Below are 17,717 nucleotides of genomic sequence, written 5' to 3' on the forward strand. Positions count from 1 at the left end.
ATAAAAAAACCCTTAAGCATAAACTTAAGGGCTCATAAAATTACTTGAAAAATACAATTACATATTAATTGCTTCAACTTTTTTTACTTCCGGCATCATTCTTTGTAATAAATTCTCGATTCCAGCCTTTAAAGTAACTGTACTTGAAGGGCATCCTGAACACGCTCCCTGAAGAATAACTTTTACAACTCCATCCTTAAACGAATGAAATGAAATCGCACCTCCATCGCCCTCAACAGCTGGTTTTATATACTCATCAAGGATCATCATGATTTTCTCATCATAAGGAGACTGCTCAACCTCTTCATCTGTGCGTAAAGCTTCAGGAAGTAATATAGGCTCACCACTTTCCAAATGAGTTTTCATCAATGATCTGATCTCATTCTGAATTTCTATCCAATCTTTATCTTCAGGTTTTGTCACCGTAACAAAGTTTGACATGTAAAAAACCCTGTTTACATACGGTAATTCAAATAATTTCTTAGCTAATGGTGCATGCTTTGCAGATTCTGCATCGGGAAAATCAATACTTTCTCCTGCAGGTAACAACATGACATTAGCAACAAACTTCATGGAGTTCGGATTTGGATTTGCCTCCATGTATATATTTATAACCTCTTTGGTTTCCATATTATTAAAATTTATTCTTCAATGGGCTAAACGAAAAAACTACGATTGGGTTTCTTCTTTTAACTGACCTTCACTATTAGCTACTAAAGTTGCAACTGTTGCATCACCTGTTACATTTACAACAGTTCTGAACATATCAAGAATTCTATCTACAGGAAAGATAATCGCTACCCATGCAGGATTTAACCCAACAGATGTAAGTACAATCATCATCATAACTAATCCCGCACTTGGAACTGCAGCAGAACCAATTGATGCTAAAGTTGCAGTTAAAACAATTGTCAACTGTTGTGCAAAACTTAAATCAACCAAATGTAGCTGAGCAAGAAAAACTACCGCTACAGCTTGATACATACTAGTACCATCCATATTGACGGTAGCACCAATAGGCAATACAAAACTAGCTGTCTCTTTTGGAACCCCCACATTTTCTTCTACACACTCTATAGTTACCGGAAGTGTTGCAGCACTACTAGAAGTTGAAAATGCAAGGAATTGCGCCGGGCTTAAATATTCAAAAAACTTTTTATAAGTAATCCTTTTAACCAAAGCAGAAACAACTAGTGGGTATAAAACAAAGATCATAAATAATAAACCTGCCATTAGTGTCAAAGAATACCACCCCAGGCCTTTGAATATTTGAAATACTTCAGCAGGTGTATCAGCCATTTTTGCAATCACACCGGCAAGTAGAGCAAATACAAAGAAAGGAGCTGCTTTCATAGTCAGGTCAACCATTTTCAGGATAACTTCATTAGCTCCGTCGATAAAATCCTTAACACCCTTTACTTTCTCATTGGGTAATAAAGCAAGTGTTATCCCAAAGAACAATGCAAAAAAGATCACTTGCAGCATTCCACCATTATTTCCAAAAGCATTGAAAATATTCTCAGGAACCATATCCACAAAAAATTGAAGAGGACCCTGGTCTACTGTTTGATTAGCTGATTGAGATAACTTTTCAACACGCTCATCGACTGCATTAGCCGCTTGCTTTAATGAATCAAGCTCTCCCTCACCTAAGGCTGCAGCTACCCGTTCTGCATATTGCGGATCGGTCAAAAATGATCGACCATCTTTTGGTTTAGGCACATCCGGATTTTCATTAACCCAAAGCTCATATTTTATCCGGTTACTGATTCGTTGATTTTCATCAACAAATTCACCAGGCTTGATAGTATTTACTAATAACAGGCCCAGCCCTACCGCTAATACAGTTGTCGTTAAATAAAAACCTAATGTTTTAGCGCCTAGTCTCCCAAGATTGGATATATCATTAAGGCTGGAAACCCCACTTATAATTGAAAGCAATACTAAAGGAACAGCAATGGCTTTCAATATTCGAATGAATATCTTTCCAAAGGGATCAATCCAGTCAATAGTAAACTGATTCCATCCCATATAGCTCGATAAAAATGCCCACACAATACCCAGTGCCAGACCAATAATAATCTTAATATGTAAGGGTAATTTTTTCATTTCAGGTTTTTATATTTTTCGGGTTCTGTTCAACAAAATATTATCCGCAATAACTAGTGCAGCCATTGCTTCGACAATCGGCACCGCTCTCGGCAATACGCATGGATCATGTCTTCCCTTTCCGGAAACAATAGTTTCATTTCCGTCCTGATCAACACTTTTTTGATCTTGCATAATTGTTGCCACTGGCTTGAATGCCACATTAAAAAATATATCTTCGCCATTACTTATACCACCCTGGATACCTCCTGAGTAGTTTGTTCGTGTACGAATATCTCCTTTATCATCTTTATAAAACTCATCATTATGCTCAGAGCCAAGCATACTTACTCCATCAAATCCGCTACCATATTCAAACCCTTTAACAGCATTAATACTAAGCATTGCATGCCCAAGGGTAGCGTGTAATCGATCGAAAACAGGCTCACCTAAACCAACAGGAACATTTTTTATCACACAGGTAACAACACCGCCAATTGTATCTCTGTTCTTCCTAACCTCATCGATACGCTCAATCATCTCCTCAGCAACATCACTATCCGGACATCTTACAATATTGTCATCAATTTTAGTCAGATCGAGTTCTTTATAGCTTTTCTCAAGTTTCAAATCTCCAACTTGTGACACATAAGCTGAAATTTCAATTCCATAATGGTTTAACATAAGTTGAGCCAAAGCTCCAGCAGCTACTCTGGCAGCTGTTTCTCGTGCACTACTTCTTCCACCTCCGCGATAATCTCTGACACCAAACTTTTCCTGATAGGTATAGTCAGCATGTGACGGTCTGTATTTATCAGCAATGTGTCCGTAATCTTTACTTCTTTGATTACTATTAGGAATAAACAATGAAATCGGCATTCCGGTAGTTTTGCCTTCAAACACTCCACTAAAAACCTGAAAAAGATCTTCCTCTTTACGCTGAGTGGTTATTTTGGATTGTCCTGGCTTTCTTCTTTCAAGTTGCAATTGAATGAATTCCTCATCGAAATTAATTCCGGCAGGACACCCGTCTATGACTACGCCTACTCCGGCACCATGTGATTCTCCGAATGTAGTTATTTTGAACAGCTTACCGAAACTATTACCCATTGTGTGCTATTTGATAAAACAAGCTGCAAAATAAGGACAAAAAGGTAAAAAATCGAAAAAGGAATACTGTTATTGGGAATTTCTTATGATTTAAACATAAACCACCCCGCTAAAGCCAGCATAAGGAATATTAAACCATTAAAAATATAAGTATAGTAACTTTCAATACCATTTATCGACTTAAGATCATTATCTGATTTGCCAATCAAATCGTAAAATGAATCAAGTGCCTTTGAAGAAATCTCCTTGTCCACAAGACTTTCACCTGTAACGTTTATGATAACATCAGATTTCAATGTATCGTATTTAGCAGTAACCGGATTAAAATATACCCATGAAAAGTAGTCTTTCATTTTTATATCTCCAGGAAGCTGAGGTATCCCAAAATAACTAAAAGTTGCATCTCCAATCACTGAATTCCCACGTCTGATAATATTCCTTGATTCATCAGGATCAAACAAATCAAGTTTTTTATCTTTTTTAGGATTCACTTTAATTCCTGCAATATTACCCTCACCCTTAATTTTGAATGTATACTTGAAACTCTCACCTGTTTTTAGCTCTGTTCTATTTACATTCTCATTGAGCCTGAATACACCAACACTAACCTGATCTTTTAATGGGTGGTCAGGAAGAGGCTTTACTTTTATAGTCTTTGGTTTACTCTTGTAGGTTTTAATTTCAGCCTTTCTGGAAGGCCCCATGCTAAAAAAGCCTCTGTTCTTGGCAATTTTAGATTTTTGCATATCAAACTCAACAGACGGAATACTAATATCTTCTTCTGTTAAAGGGTAAAAAGTAGCCTCAAAAAGATCATATCGATAGTAAGGTTTCCCATTTATAGAAACTCTGTCTTCCTGTATTTGTCTGATATCAAAATTCTCTTCCCAGCTATTCTCAGGCTTGATCATCTTTTGAATTTCAGATAGCTGTTTATCCATTTCATGCCAACTCAACGGCGCTTTATTAGCCAGGGCTACATAAAATGAAAAACGCATATGAAAACCTTCACCCACAAACACTTCATCTTTATCAGTTGTTACTGCAACAAAAGCATCATCTTCCAACTCAATAAATTCAGGTTCTTGTCTATTAGGTGAACGATCACTGAAGATATCACCAAAAGGATCATAGTATTGTTGTTGCTTTTCAGGACCTACTTTTACAGTCTTACCAGGCACTCTAATTGTCTCTCCATTAACCTCAATCGTAAAGTCAGGGATTCTGAAAGATCCTTGCTTCTGAGGCATGTAGTTTTGAGTGATACTTGAGGTCCTGCTAATCTGACCGTTAACAATTGTTGTAGAGGAACTTCTGGACGTCCCACGCTTTATCAGACCACTAATTTCAGGAAATCCACTCAAATTTCTTACCTGTCCATTTTCGACTGAGACTGTAATTGTAAACAGCTCATTCATTGCAACTTCACTCTTCCCAAGTTCTACTTTTACCTCCTGAGCCTCAATTTGAGTCCCTAGAAGAAAAAAAACAGAAAAAAGCAGATACTTAATTATATTTTCAGTCGTTGTAAGCATGTATACAGTTCGATCAATTTATTACTTCCCAAAGTTATGGCAAAGTTTTAAATTGATTAAAATAATTGTAAATTATACTTGATTGAGTTAACAAAAATTAACCCTAAAAGATTAATAGCCAATGAAAATGTTAGAGTATGTTAAGACGATTTTATCAAAAGTCAGTTTTAACCGAGAACTTTTTGAAAAGGAGCTAAATAAAGCTATGAAGATGTTGGTACCACAAGAAATCAATCTACTCAAACAATGGTGTTATAGGCGATTTTATACTAAGTACCCTTTAGTATTACAGAAGGTATTTACAAACTAAATAAAATAGGGCCACTTTTACGTGGCCTTATTTTTTTCCTTTTTTATAAACTCTATATTCCTCTTTAAACCAGAATACTTTGTTCTTTTTACTGCTGATTTTCTAAACACTTCACTAAAAATATCCTGAGTTATTTCTTCCCATTCCTTTTTTGAGGCATTCTTAATAAATTCATTTGGTATAAATGACTCTTCCTTATGTGGCTGGGCAAATCTATTCCATGGACATACTTCCTGACAAATATCACAACCAAACATCCAGTCATTCATTTTACCTGAAAACTCATCCGGAATATCATCTTTTAACTCAATAGTCAGGTATGAAATACATCTTGAGCCATCAACTACACCTGATTCAGGAATGGCATCTGTTGGACAAGCCTCCATACATGCCGTACATGTACCACAATAATTCTTGATTGGTCCATCGGGAGTTAATTCCAAATCAATAATTAACTCAGCAAGAAAGAAGTAACTCCCAAGAGAACGATTTAGCAATAAACTGTTTTTACCAATCCAACCTATACCACTTTTTTCTGCCCATGATCGCTCCATAACAGGAGCCGAATCAACAAAAGCACGACCATCGATTTCTCCGATAGCTTCACTCAATTCTTCAAAAAATAACTTTAGTTTATCCTTAATTATGAAGTGATAATCTTTACCATAAGCATATCTGGCAATTTTATAGCTGTCAGGTCTTTGGTTCTCATCTTCTGGCGGGAAGTAGTTATATATTAAACTGACAACACTCTTAGCTCCGGGCACGAGTTTCGTCGGATCAAGACGTTTATCAAAATGGTTTTCCAAATAAGACATTTTACCTTGGAAACCTCGCTTCAACCATTCTTCAAGCTTCCCGGCTTCAGACTCAAGAAATTCTGCTTTGGAAATCCCACAAAATGAAAAGCCGTAATCAGAAGCTAATTTTTTAACTATAGCGGTATTATTTGCAACTGACAAATCACTCTTCATTATCAAATAAACTACCTAGTCTACCTGGAATTGATAAATTCAAATGTTTATAAGCTAATGGTGTGGCTTGTCGTCCTCTTGATGTTCTTTTGATATAACCTTCCTGAATCAGAAATGGCTCATAAACTTCTTCAATTGTTTCGCCATCCTCACCACATGCAGTAGCAATTGTACTTATACCAACAGGACCACCATTAAACTTTTCGATTATGGTCATCAAGATCCTGTTATCCATCAGATCAAGACCTCTTTTATCTACTTCAAGGGCATCGAGTGCCATTTCAGCGATACCCTTGGTAATTGTACCATCACCTTTAACTTGGGCAAAATCTCGGGTTCGACGCAACAATGTATTTGCAATCCTTGGTGTACCACGGCTTCTACCTGCAATTTCTTTAGCGGCATCATCATTTATAGGGGTAGAAAGAATACCCGCCGAACGAATTACGATTGTCTTGAGCAATTCAGAGTCATAGTATTCTAACCTTGAATTAATTCCAAATCTGGCACGAAGCGGAGAGGTTAACAATCCTGATCTGGTCGTTGCTCCAATTAATGTAAATGGATTAAGACTAATCTGAACTGTCCGCGCTGAAGGACCACTATCCAACATGATATCGATTTTATAATCCTCCATTGCAGAATATAAGTATTCTTCTACAATTGGGTTTAATCTGTGTATCTCATCAATAAATAACACATCATTAGGTTCAAGATTGGTTAAAAGTCCTGCCAGGTCACTCGGTTTATCTAAAACAGGACCGGAAGTTATTTTAATATTTGCACCTAATTCATTAGAAATAATATGAGAAAGAGTAGTTTTTCCTAAACCTGGAGGCCCATGTAATAACACATGATCTAAAGCTTCTTCACGCCTCTTGGCAGCTTCAACAAAGACTTTAATATTTTCCACAACCTTTTGCTGACCGGTAAAATCATCAAAAGATAACGGCCTCAAAGCCTTCTCGATTTCTTTATCACCGGGGCTTAAAAAATTTTTATCTGGCTGTAAATATTCCTCTCTCATCCCAATCAGAATTCTCTATAATACAAAAGTAAGCAAGTAAGCAGGATTTTCATAAATTGCCTTGTAAATTGCAACATAATTGCAAAAAGATTATGATCAACAACCGAATCAAAAACGCTATCTATACGGTAGTATTGCTTTTATCTATTTTTTTGGTACACCAATGCCGAAATCAAAACCAACCCGAGTCTGAAACAAAACTGATTGCTGTAACGGGCAAAACAATGGGTACATATTACAGCATCAAGTACCTGGATAGCCTAGATCGTAATTTTAAACCAATTATAGACTCCACTTTGGAAGTTTTCAACCAGAGTCTTTCTACTTATATCCCTGATTCAGAAATAAGCATATTCAACAGGAATGATTCATTGACTTTTAATTTACCTTTTTTCTATCCAGTACTTAAAAGATCAGAAGAAATATTCGCGAAAACAAATGGTGCTTTTGATCCGACTGTCATGCCCTTAGTTCGTTTATGGGGATTTGGTCCAGATAAAAAATCTGAAGTTGATAGTGCCATAATATCTGAGACACTTACCAAAGTAGGCTTTGATAAAATAACCTATAATCAAGATTATATAAAAAAACTTACCAAAGGGGTGGAACTGGACTTTAGTGCAATTGCTAAAGGTTATGGCGTTGATGTGATCAGTGACCTGCTATCAAAAAATGGTATAAATAATTATCTGGTTGAAATTGGTGGTGAAGTGAGGGTAAATGGTTTGAATCATGAAGGCCAAGCCTGGTCAATAGGCATTGACAAACCTGAAGAAAATACAAGCCAGGCAAAAAAAATGAGTGCTATCGTTCAATTATCGAACAAAGCGATGGCCACATCTGGAAATTACCGAAATTTCTATGTCAAAGATGGGATTAAATATGCTCATACGATTAGCCCTAAAACCGGTTACCCTATATTCCACAAACTACTTAGTGCATCTGTGATCAGTGACAATTGTATGTCTGCTGATGCCTATGCTACATCATTTATGGTCTCAGGGTTAGAGACAAGTAAACAAATTGCCGAAAAAGAAGGTCTGGAGGTAATCCTAATATATTCTGATGATGAAGGAAATTACCATACTTATATAAGTCCTTCACTTGAAAGTAAAATCAAGCTGATAAATTAATGAAAAGAGGAAAAGAGTGGTTTGACGAGTGGTTTAACTCTCCCTATTACCACATATTATATAAACACCGAGACCATGATGAAGCTCAAAACTTCATTGATCAGCTTTCAGGAGTGTTAAATTTCAAAGCAGGTCAAAAAATTTGTGATCTGGCATGTGGCAAGGGTAGACATTCAATTTATTTAAACAGTTTGGGGCTTGATGTAACCGGACTTGATTTATCTCAGGAAAATATCGATGCTGCAAATAAATCCAGTAATGACAACCTTCGATTCATTCAACATGACATGAGACTGCCATTTGCTGATAATGAGTTTGATTATGTTGTCAATCTATTTACAAGTTTTGGATACTTCAAAACTGATGATGAAGATCAGTCTGTTATTGACGCTGTTTATAAAGCACTAAAACCCGGGGGGCAGTTTATACTTGATTTTCTAAACCCATATACAATTATAAATAATCTTACCCCTAAAGAAAGTAAGGAAATTGACGGAATAAGATTTGATATTGAAAAGTCTTTTGAAGCAGACAGCTGTGTGATTATCAAGGACATTAAGATTACAGACGGTCAAAAGACTGCCGAATATGAAGAACGAGTAAAAGCCATAAGAAGAATTGAGTTTCTGGATCATTTCAGAAAAGCAGGATTTATTTTAAAAGAAGTTTGGGGTGATCATGATCTCGGAGATTATGAGGCTGAGAAAAGTGAAAGAATGATATTCTTATTAGAGAAGTAAACGATGATTATAAATTCAATTATATTAATATTCTTTACAGTTGGAGCCGGTCTAACTGCTTTCTATTTTGGAAAGAAAAAATTATCATTTTATAAGCCTGCCCTGACATTTGGCGGCGCGTATCTATTCTCTATTACCATAACTCATATATTGCCTCAAGTTTACTATCTAAAAAAAGAAGCGTCACTTACGCTCGGCATTTTTATTTTGGGTGGATTTTTTCTGCAATTACTTCTTGAAAATCTATCTCATGGTATAGAGCATGGTCACCGTCATGCATTTGATATTGAAAGCAAACCTTTTCATCCGACAGCCATTGCTTTAATGGTCGGACTTTGTATACATTCAATCCTTGAAGGAACACTAATCGGGCATCCGTACACTATTTATCATCATCATAATCATGGAGACGGCAGTGTACTGATAGGAATTCTACTTCATAAAATGCCTGCTGCTTTTGCTCTTACATTGGTTATATGGGAAAGCATCAAAAACATGAAAATAGCAATCATTTATTTAGTGATTTTTTCAATTATGTCACCAATCGGAATGATTGCCGAATATTTCATGGGTAAAATGGAGCTTATAGCGCCTGAAAACATGAGTTATATCTATGCGCTTGTTAGTGGGAGTTTTTTACAAATTTCAACTACTATTTTCTATGAAACTTCACCGGAGCACAAAATCAACCCTACCCGCTTTGGAATTGCGATTGCAGGGGCAGCATTAGCAATACTTACAGAGATGATCTTTTAAAAAGAATAGTCTTTACAAATGATGATTTAACCAGATTTATATATAAATGAAAAAGCCATTTCTTTCGAAATGGCTTTTCTATTTAAGGATGTTAATCTGCTAAATTAACCGCTACATGCCTCACAACTATCCGGATCATCTAAAGAGCATGCCATGTCGCTACGCTTTTGTAATGCATCTGCTTCTCTTTCTTCCAGAGTTTTTGCTGTTGGTCCTTCTTCCTGAGCTTTAGTTTTCTCAACAGTAAACTGGATAGCAGAAGTAGCTGCTTTAGAACGTAGGTAATACATACCTGTTTTCAATCCTTGTTTCCATGCGTAGAAGTGCATAGAAGTCATTTTTCCGAAATTCGGGTTATCCATATGGATATTCAAACTCTGACTCTGGCAAATGTACGGACCTCTTTCCGCTGCCATCTCAAGAATTGTCTTTTGAGAAATTTCCCAAACTGTTTTATATAGATCCTTAATACGCTGAGGTATATCAGGCATATGCTGTATCGAACCGTTAGCTTCGATAAGTCTGTTTTTCATTTTGTCATTCCACAACCCAAGCTCGATCAAGTCTCTCATCAAGTGCTTGTTCACAACGATAAACTCACCTGATAAGGTACGACGAGTGTAGATATTAGAAGTATATGGTTCAAAGCACTCATTGTTACCAAGTATCTGAGAAGTACTTGCTGTAGGCATTGGAGCCATTAGTAATGAGTTTCTAACACCATTTTTCTTAACTCTACGCTTAAGGTCAGTCCAATCCCATCTTCCTGACTTAGGAGTTACTCCCCACATGTCAAATTGGAAGATACCTTTAGATACCGGAGAACCTTCATAAGTCTGGTAAGGACCTTCTTCAATGGCCAACTCCATAGAAGCTTCCATTGCAGCATAATACATTGTTTCGAAGATGTCTTCATTTAATCTTTTCGCTTCTTCAGACTCGAAAGGATAACGAAGTAACATAAATGCATCAGCAAGTCCCTGAACACCCAAACCAATTGGTCTGTGTCTCATGTTAGAATTACGTGCTTCTTCTACCGGGTAGTAGTTTCTATCAATAACCTTATTCAGGTTTTTAGCAGCTACTTTAGTTATTTCATAAAGCTTCTGGTGATCGAATTTACCATCAACTACAAACTTTGGTAGAGATAAAGAAGCTAGGTTACAAACAGCTACTTCATCAGGAGCAGTATACTCTATAATCTCAGTACAAAGGTTACTAGATTTAATAGTACCTAAGTTCTTCTGATTTGATTTGTTATTTGCTGCATCTTTATACAGCATGTATGGAGTTCCAGTCTCGATTTGTGACTCAAGAATTTCAAACCAAAGATCCTGAGCTTTGATAGTTTTTCTACCTCTTCCTTCTTTTTCGTACTTGGTATAAAGCTTATCGAAGTCTTCACCATAAGTCTCGTGCAGCCCAGGAGCCTCATCAGGACTGAAAAGAGTCCATTCTCCATTTTCTTCTACACGCTTCATGAATAAATCGGGAACCCATAGAGCGTAGAAAAGGTCACGTGCTCTTAATTCTTCCTTACCATGATTTTTCTTCAAATCAAGGAAAGAGAAAATATCTGCATGCCAAGGCTCAAGATAGATGGCAAAACTACCTTTACGTTTTCCTCCGCCCTGATCTACATATCTTGCAGTCATGTCAAAGTTTCTTAGCATCGGAACGATACCGTTTGACACACCGTTAGTTCCTTTTATGTAAGCACCTGTTGCACGAACATTATGGATACTTAATCCGATACCACCAGCAGACTGTGAAATTTTCGCACACTGCTTAAGAGTATCATAAATTCCGTCAATACTATCATCTTGCATGGTTAACAAGAAGCAACTCGACATCTGAGGCTTTGGTGTTGCCGCATTAAATAATGTCGGAGTAGCATGAGTGAACCACTTTTCAGATAATAGATTGTATGTTTCAATTACTGAGTCGATATCATCCATGTGAATACCAACAGCAACACGCATTAACATATGCTGAGGTCTTTCTACAATTTGATTATCAACTTTAAGTAAGTATGATCTTTCTAAAGTTTTGAACCCAAAATAGTCATAATTAAAATCACGATCATAGATAATCGCAGAGTCTAACAATGCTGCATGCTTACGAATTACTTCATATGCTTCTTTAGAAATAAGTGGTGCATGATCACCAGTTTTAGAATCTACAAAAGTATACAAACGCTTCATCGTATTCGAGAAAGACTTACTTGTTACTTTATGAAGATTTGAGATTGCAATTCTGGCTGCAAGAATGGCAAAATCAGGGTGTTTTACAGTTAAACTGGCAGCTGTCTCTGCAGCAAGATTGTCTAACTGAACGGTGGAAACACCGTCATAGATACCGGAGATTACTTTTTTGGCAATGTCAACCGGCTCTATGTAGTTACGGTCTAATCCGTAACACAAACGTTCGATACGCGCAGTAACTTTATCAAACTTTACTGACTCACGCCTTCCGTCTCTTTTAACTACATACATTTGGGCTCAGGTTTTAGTTTTTTAGCAGAAAATTATTCCTTAACAATATATTAACTTAAAATAAATTTTGTAAGATTTTTTTAAAAATCTTCATCAAGACTGAATCGAGGTTTATCACCTGCTGATTTGTCTTGCATCACACCAGCTTTCTGGTAATCACCAACTCTCTTTTCGAAGAAGTTTGTCTTACCCTGTAGTGAGATCATTTCCATAAAGTCAAATGGGTTTGTAGCATTGTATATTTTCTCACAACCCAATTCAACTAGTAGCCTGTCAGCTACGAATTCAATATACTGACACATTAAATCTGAATTCATACCTATCAATTTTACAGGAAGAGCATCGGTAACAAACTCTTTCTCGATAGCTACGGCATCAGTGATGATTTCAGTAATGCTTTCTTTTGGTAACTTATTCTTAACGTGGTTATTGTAAATCAAACAAGCAAAATCACAGTGCAATCCTTCATCTCTTGAAATAAGCTCATTTGAGAAACTCAGACCTGGCATTAAACCTCTTTTCTTTAACCAGAAAATAGAGCAAAAACTTCCACTAAAGAAAATACCTTCTACAGCTGCAAATGCTACAAGTCTTTCCTGGAAAGAACCATTATCAATCCATCTTAGTGCCCAGTCAGCTTTTTTCTTCACGCAATCTAATGTCTCAATAGCATGGAATAAGAAATCCTTTTCCTTACCATCTTTAACATATGTATCTATAAGAAGAGAATAAGTCTCTGAGTGAATGTTTTCTATAGCAATCTGAAATCCGTAAAAGAACTTAGCTTCTGTATACTGAACTTCAGCAACAAAATGTTCTGCAAGATTCTCATTTACAATACCATCACTAGCAGCAAAAAACGCCAACACATGCTTAATGAAATGTCTTTCACCATCATCAAGGTTTTCCCAATCTTTAAGATCCTGACTAAGATCTATCTCCTCTGCCGTCCAGAAACTCGCTTCCGCTTTTTTGTAAAAATCCCAAATGTCATTGTGCTGTATTGGAAATAACACAAATCTGTCAGGATTATCCTGTAAAATCGGTTCGTCTACTTGCTTATTTATATCACTCATATCTTGGTAATGTTATTTATAGATACAAACAGTCTTACCACACAACTGTTGCGCGAATTATTATAAAATATTTTAATCAATATCGTCGTGAATTTGATGACTGTTGATTTTTAACATTTCAGGGTCAAACCTCCCACGAATTTTCCCCTGTAGCCACCATCTGATACTGGTACAAAATTGTAAAATGAATGCATAAAATCAAAGCTAGATTTCAACAAAAAAATATTCGACAAAGGGACTTGATTTTATAATATATTTTTATATATTCCATTATTAAGTTATTGATTAACAATCACTTAACACACAGTTAATCAAATTGAATTTTTCTAAGAAAATCACCTAAAACCCTCTATTTCAACAGTAATTATTTATTAGGAATTCCTAAATAAAAAAGTAATTAAAGCTGATTTCATTTTATTGAATTTTACTTCAGATTTTTTATTGAATTTTTATCAAAAAAAAATTTTTTTCAATAAAATTTCTCACATTTCTCACCTCGTTTTGGGGTAATCGAAGTTAAATTTTACCCGAAAGTGGTATTAATCTGCTTACATTCACATTACATGTGGTCAAAGAACATTTTCGAATATTTCGTACCGTTTAAATTAGTGTTTATATTAAGAAAACCCAATAAATTAACGATATAAAATTTTATTTGTTGCTAATATCTGCCTTTATTATCCTACAGGGCATTAATCAATTTAATTTGAGTGATCGAAGTCAAAAATCTATACCTTATATATATAGGAGTAATATTTTAGGCATTAAGGTAATAGTCTAACAGCCATAAAGTTCAGCCAATCTTTGTATTATTATAATTAGTTGCTTACTTTTGCAAACCATTTAAAAAGGTAAAGTTTTTTATCATGTACGCAATTGTAGAAATAGCCGGAAAGCAGTTCAAAGTAACGCAAGACCAGTCTATTTACGCTCCAAAGATGGAGGGTGAGGCAGGCGCTTCCGTAGAGTTTGACAAAGTATTGTTAACTGACGACAATGGTTCTGTAAAAATTGGAGAGCCAACAGTAAAAGGTGTTAAAGTAAGCGGTAAAATCGTTGAACATGTGAAAGGAGACAAAATTGTTGTTTTTCACAAGAAAAGAAGAAAAGGTTACCGTAAGAAAAACGGACACCGTCAGCAGTTCACTAAAGTATTAATTGAAAAAATAGCTTAAACGAATTAAACTATGGCACATAAGAAAGGAGCCGGTAGTAGTAAAAACGGTAGAGAGTCGGAAAGTAAACGACTAGGCGTAAAAATATACGGTGGCCAAGCAGCTATCGCAGGTAATATCATCGTTCGTCAGCGTGGTACTAAACACCACCCAGGTGAAAACGTAGGAATAGGTAAAGATCATACTTTATTTGCTCTTACTGATGGTGTTGTTGAATTCAAGAAAAGCCGAAACAGATCTGTCGTTTCAGTTACTAAGGCAGAAGCTTAAGAAAGCTCAGACAAAAAAACAAAAGCTCTTCTCATATGGGAAGAGCTTTTTTTATGTCCTATCATTATTAGGATTTTATCTCTATGGCAATCACTTTTAGCAACATCTATATTCAACGCAAATGTTGATATTATTAATAGCAAAATAAAAGCTGCTTCAAATGAAGCAGCTTTTATTTTTTATTGTTCTTGTTGTGACTTCAAATGCTTGTTCAGATAGTCTGTATATTGTTGATATAGTAAAACATAACTTGGTCCACTATAGGCAACACCATGAGCTCCCGGAGGGTAAATTCTCAAGTCAGCATCTTTTCCATTATCAATTAACTTTTTGACAAGCTGGAAGGTGTTCTGAACATGAACATTCTCATCCATTGTACTATGAGCTATAAACATATGCCCATCAAGTTTACCTGTATATGTCTGAGAACTTGAATTGATCCACTTTTGATCGTTTCCATCAATTAACCCCATATAACGCTCTGCATAAATACTGTCATATAATCTCCAGTCTGTTACAGGTGCTCCTACAATCGACACCTTGAATATTCCAGGGTGTCTAAGCATTGTCATAGATGACATAAATCCACCATAACTATGACCTCTTATTGCCATATTATCACCATCAATCCAACTATAAGTATCAGCAAGGTATGTTACTGTTGATACAAAATCCTGGCTTTCGTAGTTACCAAGGTCTTCATAAACAATCTTTTCAAATGCAGAACCATATCCTCCACTACCTCTGTTATTGACACTTACTACTACATAACCTTCCTGAGCCAGATACTGCTCCCAGCCATTAGTAGCAAATTCATTGTAAACAGACTGTGCACCAGGCCCCCCATATATATTAAGAACTAATGGATAACTTTTTGACTCATCAAAATCAATTGGCTTGATCATGTATCCGTCTAATTTCTGTCCATCTTTTGTTGTGAAAGAAAACAATTCCTTTGGAGCGTAAATATGTGAACTGATATATTCAGATACTTTCTTATTATCTACAAAGTGGTTGATTGTTTTATTGCCTTTCACACTCTTAAGAACAACCTGATTTGGTGTATTTACATTGCTATAGTAATCGAGATACATATCTGAAGAAGGAGAAAAATCGATTTTATGTCTACCTGCTTCTGAAGTCATCCTTGTTTTACCTTTACCGTTGAATTTCACGCTATACAATTGTCTCTCTAACGGAGATTGCTCGGTAGAACTGTAATAAATAGTTTTTGACTTAGCATTTACCTCATGTACAAACACTACTTCCCAGTTACCATCTGTAACCTGATTGATTAGCTTTCCGTCATAGTCATACCTGTAAATATGGCTGTATCCATCTCTATCTGATATCCAGAAGAACTCTTCTGTTTCTTCAGGGAAAAAGAATAAATGATCAATTCCGGCAAAGAAATCAAACACATCAATCCATGCATTAGATTCTTCTTCCATAATTACTTTTGACTCTCCTGTCTTAATATCAGACATGAACAACTTCAAATGGTTTTGCTTCCTATTCAAATGAACAATAGCCAACTTATTTGCATCCGCTGTCCAATAAATACGAGGGATGTAATCATCATTCATTGGAACTTTCATCCATTCCTTCGAGCCTGACTCAACGTCAACTACACCAATTCTAACTTTTGGATTTGTATCACCAACTTTTGGATACCTAACTTCTACATATTCATTTTGGCCAGTATTCTGGTAATCTGTCATTCTAAATATTGGAACTTCACGTTCATCAGACTGCCAGAATGCAATATTCTTACTATCATGTGACCATGACCATGCTTGAGCCAATCCGAATTCTTCTTCATAAGCCCACCCAAATCGTCCATTGTAGAACTGGTCTTCTGCATCATTAGTTAATTGAATTTCTTTCTCCGCCTGAAGATCATATACAAACAGGTTTCCTTCTCTTTCATAACCAACTTTGGTTCCATCAGGAGATAATTGTGCAGTCTGAGCATCTTTTGCTACTAACTTGAAAGATTCATCAGATAAGCTATACAGATAATAGTCAGAAATACCAGACCTTCTCCATACCGGACGGAAGTTGGTTTTAAATAAAATAAATTTAGAATCTTTAGACCATTGGAATGAATTGTATGCAAAATCTGCATCAGAACCCGGAAGCTTTTTCCCGGATGGATCGAATATCACACTTTCAGCATTTCCGGATGGATCATATTGCTTGATGATGTTTCCATCCATAAACGAAAATTGCTCACCATCGTTAATCCAGTTTACACTTGCCGGCCCGGACTGTCCGTATAAGTTGCCTGCACCAAACAAAGCATCTCTCAAACTATTATATCTTTCTTGAGCATCAATAGCAAAGACTGATATAACAATTAATACAGCTATTAATCGTTGCTTCATGAATTAATTAAAGTTTATATAGTTATAGGTTAATGTTAAAATAGTTCATTAAGAAATGAGCCAAATAACCCTGGCTCCAGAATCAATGTGAAAATTATCCCAAATACCGCACCATAAAAATGGGCATCATGGTTTATGTTATCTCTGGCATTTTTAGTTTGATACCATGAATAAGCTAAAAACAAACCTCCAAAAAGAATACCTGGAACAGGTATAAAGAATACATAAATCTTATTCCAAGGATCAAAAATAATTGTTGAAAAAATAACCGCTGCAACTGCTCCGGAGGCACCCAAGCTATTATAACCTGGTGTATTTCTGTGTTTCAGAAATGTTGGAATTTCAGACACAACTATGGCTACCAAATACAATGCAATAAAAATATATGATGCATCTCCACCGACAATACTTCTTAAATAATAGTCTTCGAGATTACTACCAAAGAAATATAGGGTGAACATATTAAAGCCCAGGTGAACGTAATCTGAATGAATAAATCCTGACAACAAGAATCTGTCATATTGTTTCTTGCGCTCAACCTGATAAGGATTCATCATCCATCGATAGTATTTATCCTGATTGTTCCAGGCATAAAAACTCAAAACAACGGTTAAACCAATTAGAATAATTGTAAAACTCAT

At 35.9% G+C, this 17,717-nt stretch carries 15 protein-coding genes; 5 read left to right on the forward strand and 10 right to left on the reverse strand.

Annotated elements, in window-relative coordinates; genetic code table 11:
• Positions 1 to 57: 57 nt before the first annotated feature.
• The 6 genes from HH304_RS15120 to ruvB all read right to left on the reverse strand — a co-directional run bounded on the left by HH304_RS15120 (position 58) and on the right by ruvB (position 7,044).
• Positions 58 to 630 carry a NifU family protein gene (locus tag HH304_RS15120; protein WP_169683126.1) on the reverse strand — a complete coding sequence of 191 codons (573 nt, stop codon included), beginning with the start codon at positions 628 to 630 and terminating at the stop codon, positions 58 to 60.
• A gap of 39 nt (positions 631 to 669) precedes the next feature.
• On the reverse strand, positions 670 to 2,109 hold the full coding sequence (locus HH304_RS15125) for a dicarboxylate/amino acid:cation symporter (protein WP_169683128.1): 1,440 nt from the start codon (positions 2,107 to 2,109) through the stop codon (positions 670 to 672).
• Between the two features lie 9 nt (positions 2,110 to 2,118).
• Entirely contained in the window at positions 2,119 to 3,198 is a 1,080-nt protein-coding gene (gene aroC, locus HH304_RS15130; protein ID WP_169683131.1) for a chorismate synthase, read from the reverse strand.
• 83 nt (positions 3,199 to 3,281) lie between these two features.
• Complete coding sequence (locus tag HH304_RS15135; RefSeq protein ID WP_169683133.1) at positions 3,282 to 4,733, reverse strand: BatD family protein; 1,452 nt, start codon at positions 4,731 to 4,733, stop codon at positions 3,282 to 3,284.
• Between the two features lie 327 nt (positions 4,734 to 5,060).
• Positions 5,061 to 6,017, reverse strand: a complete 957-nt coding sequence (gene queG / locus HH304_RS15145) for a tRNA epoxyqueuosine(34) reductase QueG (RefSeq protein ID WP_169683137.1) — start codon at positions 6,015 to 6,017, stop codon at positions 5,061 to 5,063.
• Complete coding sequence (gene ruvB / locus HH304_RS15150; protein WP_169683139.1) at positions 6,007 to 7,044, reverse strand: Holliday junction branch migration DNA helicase RuvB; 1,038 nt, start codon at positions 7,042 to 7,044, stop codon at positions 6,007 to 6,009. The genes queG and ruvB overlap by 11 nt, the downstream gene beginning before the upstream one ends.
• A 92-nt stretch (positions 7,045 to 7,136) precedes the next feature.
• On the opposite strand from ruvB, the gene HH304_RS15155 reads away from it, so the two are divergent.
• The 3 genes from HH304_RS15155 to HH304_RS15165 are packed head-to-tail and all read left to right on the forward strand — an operon-like array spanning position 7,137 to position 9,673.
• On the forward strand, positions 7,137 to 8,177 hold the full coding sequence (locus HH304_RS15155) for an FAD:protein FMN transferase (RefSeq protein ID WP_169683142.1): 1,041 nt from the start codon (positions 7,137 to 7,139) through the stop codon (positions 8,175 to 8,177).
• Entirely contained in the window at positions 8,177 to 8,917 is a 741-nt protein-coding gene (locus HH304_RS15160; RefSeq protein WP_169683144.1) for a class I SAM-dependent methyltransferase, read from the forward strand. The genes HH304_RS15155 and HH304_RS15160 overlap by 1 nt, the downstream gene beginning before the upstream one ends.
• Positions 8,918 to 8,920: 3 nt before the next feature.
• Positions 8,921 to 9,673, forward strand: coding sequence for a ZIP family metal transporter (locus tag HH304_RS15165; protein ID WP_169683146.1), 753 nt, complete (start codon positions 8,921 to 8,923; stop codon positions 9,671 to 9,673).
• Between the two features lie 104 nt (positions 9,674 to 9,777).
• On the opposite strand, the gene HH304_RS15170 is transcribed toward HH304_RS15165, so the two are convergent.
• Together HH304_RS15170 and HH304_RS15175 are read right to left on the reverse strand one after the other, a co-directional pair.
• Positions 9,778 to 12,168 (reverse strand): ribonucleoside-diphosphate reductase subunit alpha, encoded by a 2,391-nt coding sequence (locus HH304_RS15170; protein WP_169683147.1) that lies wholly within the window; start codon positions 12,166 to 12,168, stop codon positions 9,778 to 9,780.
• Between the two features lie 80 nt (positions 12,169 to 12,248).
• The gene (locus HH304_RS15175) at positions 12,249 to 13,244 is read right to left on the reverse strand and encodes a ribonucleoside-diphosphate reductase small subunit (RefSeq protein ID WP_169683149.1); all 996 of its coding nucleotides are present in this window, start codon (positions 13,242 to 13,244) and stop codon (positions 12,249 to 12,251) included.
• A gap of 866 nt (positions 13,245 to 14,110) precedes the next feature.
• Here HH304_RS15175 and rplU point away from each other — a divergent pair.
• Together rplU and rpmA are read left to right on the forward strand one after the other, a co-directional pair.
• Positions 14,111 to 14,419, forward strand: a complete 309-nt coding sequence (rplU, locus tag HH304_RS15180; protein WP_169683151.1) for a 50S ribosomal protein L21 — start codon at positions 14,111 to 14,113, stop codon at positions 14,417 to 14,419.
• 12 nt (positions 14,420 to 14,431) lie between these two features.
• A complete protein-coding gene (gene rpmA, locus HH304_RS15185) occupies positions 14,432 to 14,689 on the forward strand; it encodes a 50S ribosomal protein L27 (RefSeq protein ID WP_169683154.1) in 258 nt (85 codons plus the stop codon).
• A 179-nt stretch (positions 14,690 to 14,868) separates the two neighbouring features.
• On the opposite strand, the gene HH304_RS15190 is transcribed toward rpmA, so the two are convergent.
• Both HH304_RS15190 and HH304_RS15195 read right to left on the reverse strand, forming a co-directional pair.
• Positions 14,869 to 17,076 (reverse strand): S9 family peptidase, encoded by a 2,208-nt coding sequence (locus tag HH304_RS15190; protein WP_169683156.1) that lies wholly within the window; start codon positions 17,074 to 17,076, stop codon positions 14,869 to 14,871.
• A 35-nt stretch (positions 17,077 to 17,111) separates the two neighbouring features.
• Entirely contained in the window at positions 17,112 to 17,717 is a 606-nt protein-coding gene (locus HH304_RS15195) for a rhomboid family intramembrane serine protease (RefSeq protein ID WP_169683158.1), read from the reverse strand.

Source organism: Marinigracilibium pacificum (assembly GCF_012926615.1).
In the GTDB taxonomy this organism is placed as follows: Bacteria; Bacteroidota; Bacteroidia; order Cytophagales; family Cyclobacteriaceae; genus Mangrovivirga; species Mangrovivirga pacifica.

What these genes read in the sequence shown, in the direction of transcription:
- HH304_RS15120 (WP_169683126.1), bottom strand. Translation starts at nt 630, where the DNA reads ATGGAAACCAAAGAGGTTATAAATATATACATGGAGGCAAATCCAAAT.
- HH304_RS15125 (WP_169683128.1), bottom strand. Translation starts at nt 2,109, where the DNA reads ATGAAAAAATTACCCTTACATATTAAGATTATTATTGGTCTGGCACTG.
- aroC (WP_169683131.1), bottom strand. Translation starts at nt 3,198, where the DNA reads ATGGGTAATAGTTTCGGTAAGCTGTTCAAAATAACTACATTCGGAGAA.
- HH304_RS15135 (WP_169683133.1), bottom strand. Translation starts at nt 4,733, where the DNA reads ATGCTTACAACGACTGAAAATATAATTAAGTATCTGCTTTTTTCTGTT.
- queG (WP_169683137.1), bottom strand. Translation starts at nt 6,017, where the DNA reads ATGAAGAGTGATTTGTCAGTTGCAAATAATACCGCTATAGTTAAAAAA.
- ruvB (WP_169683139.1), bottom strand. Translation starts at nt 7,044, where the DNA reads ATGAGAGAGGAATATTTACAGCCAGATAAAAATTTTTTAAGCCCCGGT.
- HH304_RS15155 (WP_169683142.1), top strand. Translation starts at nt 7,137, where the DNA reads ATGATCAACAACCGAATCAAAAACGCTATCTATACGGTAGTATTGCTT.
- HH304_RS15160 (WP_169683144.1), top strand. Translation starts at nt 8,177, where the DNA reads ATGAAAAGAGGAAAAGAGTGGTTTGACGAGTGGTTTAACTCTCCCTAT.
- HH304_RS15165 (WP_169683146.1), top strand. Translation starts at nt 8,921, where the DNA reads ATGATTATAAATTCAATTATATTAATATTCTTTACAGTTGGAGCCGGT.
- HH304_RS15170 (WP_169683147.1), bottom strand. Translation starts at nt 12,168, where the DNA reads ATGTATGTAGTTAAAAGAGACGGAAGGCGTGAGTCAGTAAAGTTTGAT.
- HH304_RS15175 (WP_169683149.1), bottom strand. Translation starts at nt 13,244, where the DNA reads ATGAGTGATATAAATAAGCAAGTAGACGAACCGATTTTACAGGATAAT.
- rplU (WP_169683151.1), top strand. Translation starts at nt 14,111, where the DNA reads ATGTACGCAATTGTAGAAATAGCCGGAAAGCAGTTCAAAGTAACGCAA.
- rpmA (WP_169683154.1), top strand. Translation starts at nt 14,432, where the DNA reads ATGGCACATAAGAAAGGAGCCGGTAGTAGTAAAAACGGTAGAGAGTCG.
- HH304_RS15190 (WP_169683156.1), bottom strand. Translation starts at nt 17,076, where the DNA reads ATGAAGCAACGATTAATAGCTGTATTAATTGTTATATCAGTCTTTGCT.
- HH304_RS15195 (WP_169683158.1), bottom strand. Translation starts at nt 17,717, where the DNA reads ATGAGTTTTACAATTATTCTAATTGGTTTAACCGTTGTTTTGAGTTTT.